The organism is Pseudomonas palleroniana, from assembly GCF_003031675.1.
Taxonomy (GTDB): domain Bacteria; phylum Pseudomonadota; class Gammaproteobacteria; order Pseudomonadales; family Pseudomonadaceae; genus Aquipseudomonas; species Aquipseudomonas palleroniana.
Genome location: NZ_PYWX01000069.1, coordinates 1 through 9,184 on the forward strand (window position 1 = coordinate 1; position 9,184 = coordinate 9,184).

General features: G+C 61.0%; 6 protein-coding genes and 1 pseudogene. 5 read left to right on the forward strand and 2 right to left on the reverse strand.

Annotation, left to right across the window (positions count from 1 at the left end; translation table 11 throughout):
* Positions 1-70: 70 nt before the first annotated feature.
* The 4 genes from C9383_RS24045 (at position 71) to C9383_RS24060 (ending at position 7,026) form a co-directional block, all read left to right on the forward strand.
* On the forward strand, positions 71-1,258 hold the full coding sequence (locus C9383_RS24045) for an efflux RND transporter periplasmic adaptor subunit (protein ID WP_090371113.1): 1,188 nt from the start codon (positions 71-73) through the stop codon (positions 1,256-1,258).
* A gap of 10 nt (positions 1,259-1,268) precedes the next feature.
* Positions 1,269-4,328 (forward strand): efflux RND transporter permease subunit, encoded by a 3,060-nt coding sequence (locus C9383_RS24050; protein WP_060753073.1) that lies wholly within the window; start codon positions 1,269-1,271, stop codon positions 4,326-4,328.
* Between the two features lie 150 nt (positions 4,329-4,478).
* Complete coding sequence (locus C9383_RS24055) at positions 4,479-5,348, forward strand: isocitrate lyase/PEP mutase family protein (RefSeq protein ID WP_060753074.1); 870 nt, start codon at positions 4,479-4,481, stop codon at positions 5,346-5,348.
* A 355-nt stretch (positions 5,349-5,703) separates the two neighbouring features.
* A complete protein-coding gene (locus tag C9383_RS24060) occupies positions 5,704-7,026 on the forward strand; it encodes an OprD family porin (protein WP_090371115.1) in 1,323 nt (440 codons plus the stop codon).
* Positions 7,027-7,072: 46 nt separating this feature from the next.
* On the opposite strand, the gene C9383_RS28750 is transcribed toward C9383_RS24060, so the two are convergent.
* Both C9383_RS28750 and C9383_RS28755 read right to left on the reverse strand, forming a co-directional pair.
* The gene (locus C9383_RS28750; RefSeq protein ID WP_412458297.1) at positions 7,073-7,657 is read right to left on the reverse strand and encodes a methyl-accepting chemotaxis protein; all 585 of its coding nucleotides are present in this window, start codon (positions 7,655-7,657) and stop codon (positions 7,073-7,075) included.
* 3 nt (positions 7,658-7,660) lie between these two features.
* Positions 7,661-8,428 (reverse strand): annotated as a pseudogene (locus tag C9383_RS28755) (PAS domain-containing protein); the annotation flags it as partial.
* A 182-nt stretch (positions 8,429-8,610) separates the two neighbouring features.
* Here C9383_RS28755 and C9383_RS24070 point away from each other — a divergent pair.
* A complete protein-coding gene (locus tag C9383_RS24070; RefSeq protein WP_060753077.1) occupies positions 8,611-8,991 on the forward strand; it encodes a RidA family protein in 381 nt (126 codons plus the stop codon).
* Positions 8,992-9,184: the final 193 nt, after the last annotated feature.

Consider the following 9,184-nt stretch of genomic DNA (forward strand, 5'->3'; position numbering starts at 1 on the left):
AATGCGCACGCGACGCCCGCCACAGCGGCGGGCTGGACTGAACCGAATCATTGAACCCGTGAGACTCTCCATGGCCGACGTCCAGACTGCCTCTCCCCCGCCCTCCGAGCCCGGCGTACCGCGCAAGCGTCGACTGTGGCGGCCGATGTTGATCATGATCGCGGTGGTATTGCTGATTGTCGCGATCATCGCCGGGGTGAAATTCGTGCAGATTTCCGCGCTGATCGCCCAGTCAAAACTGCCGCTACCCGCCGCCGTGGTGACCGCGATGCCCGTGCCGTATGCCGACTGGCAACCCAGTGTGTCCGCCGTGGGTTCGATGAAGGCGGTGCGCGGCGTGGACGTGACCACCGAAGTCGGCGGCATCGTGCGCACCCTCGGTTTCACGCCCGGACAGCAGGTGGCGGCCCAGGCGCTGCTGGTGCAGTTGAATGCCGACGCGGACCTCGCGCAGCTTCACTCCCTGGAGGCGACTGCCGACCTGGCGGGCATCGTGCTCAAGCGTAACAAGGCTCAATTGGCGGTCAATGCGGTGTCCCATGCCCAGGTCGACACCGACACGGCAGACTTGAAGGCCAAACTTGCCGCCGCCGAACAACAACGCGCGCTGGTGGCGAAAAAGACCATTCGCGCACCGTTTGCCGGGCGTATCGGGATCACCGGCGTCAACCCCGGCCAATACCTCAACCCAGGCGACAAAATTGCCACGCTGCAGACCTTCGACCCCATCTATATCGACTTCAATGTCCCACAGAACCAGCTCGGGTCCATTGCCATCGGCCAACAGGTCCTGGTGACCGCCGACGGCCTTTCCGAACAAACCTTCACGGGGCGGATCAGCACGGTCGACACCCAATTCGATCCGACCACGCGCAACGTCACCGTCGAAGCCACCGTCGAGAACCCCAGGCAAAGCCTGGTGCCCGGTATGTTTGCCCGCGCCGTGGTCAATTCCGGCGCTTCCCAACGCTACCTCACCGTTCCACAGACCTCGGTGACCTACAACCCCTACGGCACCACCGTGTTCATCGCCACCTCGAGTAAAAACGACAAGGGTGAGGAAGTGCTCAGCGCGCAACAAACCTTTATCAAGACCGGCCCGACCCGGGGCGACCAGGTGGCGATTGTGTCCGGAGTGAAAGAAGGCGATCTGTTGATCACCAGCGGCCAGATGAAACTCAAGAATGGCTCGCCGGTGAAGGTCGACAACCGCGCCGCGCCGTTGAACGACCCGGCTCCGACTCCCCAAGAACATTAAAAGGTGTCCCATGAAACTGACCGATACCTTTATCCACCGACCGGTCTGGGCCGTAGTGGTTTCGCTGTTCATCCTGATCCTGGGGCTTCGCTCGATCTTCGAACTGCCGGTGAACCAATGGCCGCGCACCGAAAACACGGTGGTCACCATCACCACCGCCTACTACGGTGCGGACGCCTCCACCGTCGCAGGCTTTATCACCCAGCCGCTGGAAGCGGCTATTGCTCAAGCCCAAGGCATTGACTATCTGTCCTCAACCAGCATCACCGGCGTCTCGACCATCACCGCCACCCTGCGGCTGAACTACGACGCGAGCAAGGCCCTCACCGAGATCAATACCCAAGTCAATTCGGTGAAGAACCAACTGCCCGCCCAAGCCCAGGAACCGGTACTGACGGTGGCCGTCGGGCAGACCACCGACGCCATGTACCTGGGGTTCTACAGTGACACGCTGCCCACCAACAACATCACGGATTACCTGGTGCGGGTGGTCAAACCCAAGCTCGACTCGATCCAGGGCGTGCAAACCGCAGAGATTCTCGGCGGCCGCCAGTTCGCCCTGCGCGCCTGGCTCGACCCGGACAAACTGGCGGCACACAACGTCACCGCGCAGGACGTCTCCACCGCCCTGGCCAACAACAACTACTTGTCTGCCGTGGGCTCGACCCGTGGGCAGTCGGTGACGATCGACCTGACGGCCGGCACTGATTTGCACACGGTGGATGAGTTCAAGCGCCTGGTCATCAAGCACAAAGGCGATGCGCTGGTGTACCTGGAGGATGTGGCGACCGTCACCCTTGGCGCCGAAAGCTACGACAGCAGCGTGGCGTTCTCCGGCAAGCGCTCGGTGTTCATCGGCATCAAGGCGGCTCCCACGGCGAACATCCTGACGGTCGCCAGCAGCGTGCGCGAGGCGTTCCCCGAGCTGCAATCGCAATTGCCCAGCGGGGTGCGCGGCGAGATCGTGTATGACTCGACCGAGTTCATCAACACGTCGATTTACGAGGTGGTCAAGACCCTGGTCGAAGCCATGATCATCGTCTCGGTGGTCATCTACCTGTTCCTCGGCTCGTTCCGTGCGGTGATTGTGCCGCTGGTGGCGATTCCGCTGTCACTGGTGGGAACGTTCTTTGTCATGTACCTGTTGGGGTACTCCATCAACCTGCTGACGCTGCTCGCCCTGGTACTGGCGATAGGGCTGGTGGTGGACGACGCGATTATTGTGGTGGAAAACGTCGACCGGCATATCAAGGAGGAAGGTAAAGGCGTACTGGACGCCGCGCTGATCGCGGCACGCGAACTGGGCGGCCCGATCATTGCGATGACCGTGGTGCTGGTGGCCGCCTACGTGCCGATCGGGCTGCGCAGCGGCCTCACGGGTGCCCTGTTCAAGGAGTTCTGTTTCTCGCTGGCAGGCGCCGTGACCGTGTCGGCCGTGGTGGCGTTGACACTCTCACCGATGATGACGTCGCGGCTGTTCAAGCCTGGGCAGGAAGAAGGCCGTTTCGCCCGGCGGCTCGACCAGTACTTTGACTGGTTGCGCAAACGCTACCACCGCGTGCTGGCCGGCGGACTGGACGTCTGGCCGGTGCTGGTGACCTTTGGTTTCGCCCTGTTCCTGCTGGTCGCGGCCAGCGGCATGACGGCCAAGAGCGAACTGTCGCCCACTGAAGACCAGGGGTTGGTGTTCATGCAGATCAAGGGCCCGCCGACGGCGTCACCGCAGCAGATGGAGCGCATTGCCGACCAGGCGTTCCAGATCGCCAACAAAGAACCCGAATACGCGCAGATGTTCCAACTGACCGGCCTGCCGGCACTCAACCAGGGCCTGGGCGGCGTGCTGCTCAAATCCTGGGGCGACCGCACCCGCTCCCAGGCCCAACTGATTCTGGACCTCCAGCAAAAATGGAATCAGGTGCCGGGGGCCAGCATCGCGGCCTTCCCGCTGCCCTCGCTGCCGGGGGCCCAAGGGTTGCCGGTGCAATTTGTGATCACCACCACCGACTCGGTGGAGAACCTCAACGAAGTCGCGCAGGCGGTCATGGCCGAGGCCCTGAAACAACAGCTGTTCTGGTTCGCCGATATGGATTTGAAGCTGGACAAACCCCAGGCACGCTTGGTGGTCGACCGGGAAAAAATTGCCGCATTGGGCATGACCCAGGCCGATGTGGGCGCCGCGTTGTCAGCCGCGTTGGGCGGCAATTACGTGAACTATTTCTCCACCGCCGGGCGCTCGTACAAAGTCATTCCCCAGGTGTTGCAGGTCAACCGCCTCAACCCCGAGCAGATCCTCGATTACTACATCCGCACGCCTGCCGGCAACATGATACCGGCGCGTACGGTGGCGCATATCGAGACCTCGACCCAGCCCGAATCGATCAACCACTTCCAGCAACTCAACTCGGCGACGCTGGGCGGCGTCAGCGGTGTGGCCCAGGGCGAGTTGCTGGCGAAGCTGAACACGATCCTCAACCACGTTGCCCCTTCGGGCTACACCTCGGACTTCGCCGGCGAGTCGCGGCAGTTCATGCAGGAGTCTGGTGGGTTCGTCGGCCTGCTGCTGTTCTCGATCCTGATCGTCTACCTGGCGCTGGCCTTCCAGTTCGAGAGCTTTCGCGACCCCGTGGTGATCCTGTTCTCCGTGCCGCCTGCGCTGTTCGGCGCGTTGGCGTTTATCACCATGGGCTACGCGTCGATCAATGTGTACACCCAGGTGGGCCTGGTGACGCTGCTGGGGTTGATCACCAAGCACGGGATTCTGATCGTGCAGTTTGCCAACCAATTGCAACGCGCCGGCCACAGCAAGCGTGAGGCGATTGAAGAAGCGGCCGCCGTGCGCCTGCGCCCTATCCTGATGACCACGGCGGCGATGGTGCTGGGCGTGGTGCCGCTGGTGTGGGCGTCCGGGGCCGGTGCGGCTGGGCGCCATGACATGGGCTTGGTGATCTTCGCCGGCTTGTCGATCGGGACGCTGTTGACGCTGTTCATGGTACCGGCGATGTACCTGTTCATGGGAGCCACGCACGCTCACGAAACCGGGCAATCGCGGCTCGATTCAGAGCCGGCGTGAGCGCCCTGATCCGCCCCAAATAGGTGCACCATGTGCAGGGCGCCTACCCCATGCTCAAACGTCATAATCCCCGGCTCGCCTGCGTGGTAACCTCGCGCCACCATGAATAGATAGTGATCGTCACTGAAGACGACAGAGCCAGGAAAGAACATGCCAAAAATCTCTCACTCAGCGTTGCGCCGCAACTTCCGTGAATTGCTTGCCAAGAAAATGTGCGTTGAAACCGCCTCGGTGTTCGACCCCATGTCCGCGCGTATCGCGGCCGACCTGGGGTTCGAGGTCGGTATCCTGGGTGGCTCGGTCGCTTCGTTGCAGGTACTTGCAGCCCCCGATTTTGCGCTGATCACCCTGAGTGAGTTCGTTGAACAGGCTACCCGCATCGGGCGCGTGGCCCAGTTGCCCTTTATCGCCGACGCCGACCACGGTTATGGCAACGCCCTGAACGTGATGCGCACCGTCGAGGAGCTTGAGCGTGCCGGCGTGGCGGCGCTGACGATCGAGGACACCTTGCTACCGGCGCAGTTCGGGCGTAAATCCACCGACCTGATTTCCATCGAAGAAGGCATCGGCAAGGTCAAGGCGGCGCTGGAGGCGCGTGTCGATCCAGAACTCTCGATCATCGCCCGCACCAACGCCGGTGTGTTGCCGACCGCCGACGTCATCGAGCGCACCAAGGCCTATGAAAAAGCCGGCGCCGATGGCATCTGCATGGTCGGCGTCAAAGACTTCGAGCACCTTGAGCAGATCGCGGCGAACCTCACGGTGCCGTTGATGCTGGTGACCTACGGCAATCCCCTGCTCCATGACAGCGAGCGCCTGGCCAGCCTGGGCGTACGCATCGTGGTGGCCGGGCATGGCGCCTACTTTGCCTCGATCAAGGCCACCTACGACAGCCTGCGCGCCCAGCGCAAGCTGACCCACAGCACCTCGAACCTGAGTGCTACCGAGTTGACGCATACCTACACGTTGCCGGAGAGCTACGTGGCCTGGGCTGAAGAATTCATGGATGTGAAAGAGTAATAGTCCGCCAGTATTTGGCGCTGGAATACCCGGCCACTGCTGTAAGTGGATATAAAAAAGCCGCCGCAGAACCTGCGGCGGCAAACCAAAGGGTAGTGTCGAAGCAGAGCGGCTAAGACCCTGACCACGCTACACCCCCAACCGATTAAATAGTGTGAAGTTTAATTAATCGAGTTTAATCCCGCCCCCCGCTGCGCACCGCGAAAAATCCGTTAATAATCAGGACTCGACAAACACGTCGAGCACAATAAAAACGGCACTGCGCTCACCTGGAATCCCTGCCCATTAAACCTATGCGTCGTTCAATAAAGTGCGGTGTCACTGTGCGCGCTCATTATTTCGGGGAAATAAGAACATGATCAGAAAGTGCAGCCTGTTGACGCTGGCGATAGGCGTCGGCATCAGCCAACTCAGCTTTGCCGATTCGGTGACCGACCAGGCAGAGTCCAAGGGCTTTATCGAAGGCAGCAGCCTTACGGGGCTGCTGCGCAACTATTACTTTGACCGCGACCGCCGGAGCGGCAAGGCTGACAACCGCGACTGGACCCAAGGCGCGATGCTCAACTACGCCTCCGGCTTTACCCAGGGCACTATCGGTTTTGGCGTGGATGCCTATGCCTACGGCGCGATGAAGCTCGACGCCACGCACGCCGACGCGGGCACCGGCGAATTGCCGACCGACCGGCATGGCGACCCTGAAAATGGCTACGGTTCAGTGGGCGCAGACGTGAAGATCAAGGTCTCCAAGACCCAACTGAAATTCGGTGACATGCAGCCCACCGCTCCGGTCTTCGCCACCGGCGGCACACGTATTTTGCCGCAGACCGCGACCGGGTTTGACCTGAGCAGCAGCGAGATCGCCGGGCTGGACCTGGAGGCCGGGCACTTCACCAGCACCAACAGCGGCATGACCAGCAACCATGACCACGATATCTACGCCACTTACGCCAACGTGGCGGCCAACAGCGCAAGCTTCGTCGGTGGCAAGTACACCTTCACGCCGTCGTTGAGCGCCACGCTGTATGCCGGTGAACTGGAAGATATCTGGCGCCAGTACTACACCAACCTCAACTATGTGATCCCGTTGAGCCACGACCAGTCGCTGGCACTGGATGGCAACCTGTATCGCACCCTCGACACCGGCAGTGCCAAGGCCGGGGCGATCAACAACACGACGTACTCGGTCGCCGCGGCCTACTCGTTCCTGGCGGCGCATACCCTGACGCTGTCGTACCAGAAAGTGCATGGCGACACGCCGTTCGACTACATCGGCACGGGCAACAACGGCGCGGGTGAAAGTGGCGATTCGGTGCTGCTGGCCAACTCGATCCAGTGGGGCGATTTCAACGGTCCGGGCGAGCAGTCCTGGGGCATCCGCTATGACCTGAACATGGCCAGTTTCGGCGTCCCCGGCCTGAGTTTCATGACCCGCTACGTCAACGGTTCGGACATCAATGGCACGCACACACCGGCCAACAGTGCCTATGCCGGCGACTACGGTGCCGAGGGTGACCACCACGAGACCGATGTGGAGGCCAAATACGTGCTACAGAGCGGCCCGGCGAAAAACCTGTCGTTTCGCCTGCGTGACGCAATGGTGTCATCCAACGCCGATCAGGGCGATGGCAAGTTGAATGAACTGCGGGTGATCGTCGACTACCCGTTCACCCTGCTGTAACCACGCCCTGCACCGGCCACCCCAGCGGGCGGCCGGTGCAGGCACACTACCCTACCCAGCCGACGGCGGTTTTAGGGATCACCTCGGACTCATCCAGTTTCGAGGCAAACATGCTCACGGCACGGACCGCATCACCCGTACTGGTGCGTATCTGCAAAATCACCGAACCGGCCTGGTCGGCCAGGTTGACGCCACGTTGTGCGCCCTCCTGAGTCGCATTCATGCTGGACACCGCATCGCGGGTTTCCGAGAGGATCATGCCGATCATCTCGGCAATTTCCGCGGTGGAGCGGCTGGTGCGCCCGGCCAATTGCCTGACCTCGTCGGCCACCACGGCAAAGCCGCGCCCCTGATCGCCTGCGCGTGCCGCCTCGATGGCGGCGTTAAGCGCCAACAGGTTGGTCTGGTCGGCGATACCGCGGATGGTATTGACGATCGCGGTGATTTGCTCGGAACGATCGCCCAACTGCCCGACCAGCCGCGCCGAAGCGCCGATATTATCGGCGATGCGGCGCATTTCACTGGCGGTCTCCTGGATCACTTCGGTGCCATGTTCGGCAAAACGCTCGGTCTCGGATGAAATATGGTAGGCCCGGGATGCCCCGCGAGAGTCTTCCTCGAACTTCTCCACGCGCTCGGTGATGTCACTGGCGAACTTGACGATTTTGATCAATTTGCCGTCGCCGTCGTACACCGGGTTGTAGCTGGCCTCCAACCACACCACACGCCCACCTCGACCGATACGCTTGAACTGCCCGGTGAAGAATTCGCCGTTGTTAAGACGGCGCCAAAAGTCGCTGTATTCACCGCTGTTGACCAGTGCCGGCTCGCAGAACATACGGTGGTGCTTGCCTTTGAGTTCCGCCAGTGAGTAACCCATGACCTGTTGGAAGTTGTCATTGGCGTCGAGCACCACACCATTCAAATCAAACTCGATCACCGCCATTGCACGGTCCAGAGCCGCCGTTTTGCTGCGGGTGGCGGCCTCCTGCTCGACTTTTTGCGTCACGTTCAGCGCGTACTTGACCACTTTCAACACTTGCCCCTGTGCATCCGGCACCGGGTTGTAACTGGCCTCCAGCCACACGGTTTTACCGTGGGAATCCAAACGCTTGAAGGTGCCCGACACAAACTTGCCGGCCTTGAGCTCATTCCAGAACGCCGCGTAGGCGGGACTGCCGGTCAATTCAGACGGGCAAAAGTCACGGTGGGACTTGCCGACCAACTGATCGGCGGTGTACCCCATGGTCTTCTGGAAGTTCTCATTGCTGCGCAATACCTTGCCGGTCAGGTCGAATTCGACCACCGCCATGGAGCGTTCGAGTGCGGCGATCAGTCCCTTGTATTGCGTAGTTTCGGCCGTCCTGGCCGCCAGTTCTGCTTTAAGCGCTTTATTGAACATGACGTACCCTCACTCGAGCGTTTTCACTGATGCTTGAGTCTAGTATCGGCAGAAAAATAGTGACTTGAGGCGCAAAAAATAATTATTAATTGACGCCAAGTAATTGATCATAAATGCCACAGAAGTGACCGGCGCGGTGCCAGTGTTTAGACTGGCTGCCCTTTACTCGACCCGAGCCCATCATGGCCAACCACGACCTGAGCTTTACCCCCGATCCCGACGCCGATTCGATCTCTTCCGACGTTATCGGCTTCAACGGCATCCTGGTTTCCACGCAAATTCCAACCCGCGCCGACGGCAGCCTGGAACTGGGTGATATCAGCCTGCAAAGCGAATGCACGCTGCAGGCGTTGAAAGTCGCCCTGGAAAAAGCCGGCAGCTCCATGGACCGCGTGATGCACCTGACCATTTATCTGACCGATATGGCCGACCGCGCCGCATTCAACGAGGTCTACAAACGCTTTTTCGCCAAGCCCTGGCCCGTGCGCGCTGCGGTTGGCGTTGCCGCCCTGGCCGTTGAAGGCATGCGCGTCGAAGTCACCGCGATGGCCGCCAAAGCCTGAACAGCCCCCCTCCCACAAATTGTGTGCAGGCAAGCCAACCCCCACTCGATCTGTGCCGCATGGGTGACCTGCATTGTTAAGCGCCGGCGCCCTGCACACCGCATAATCCTGTGGGAGGGGGCTTGCTCCCGATAGCGGGGCATCAGTCACAAATAAGCTGACTGACAGGCCGCCATCGGGAGCAAGCCCCCTC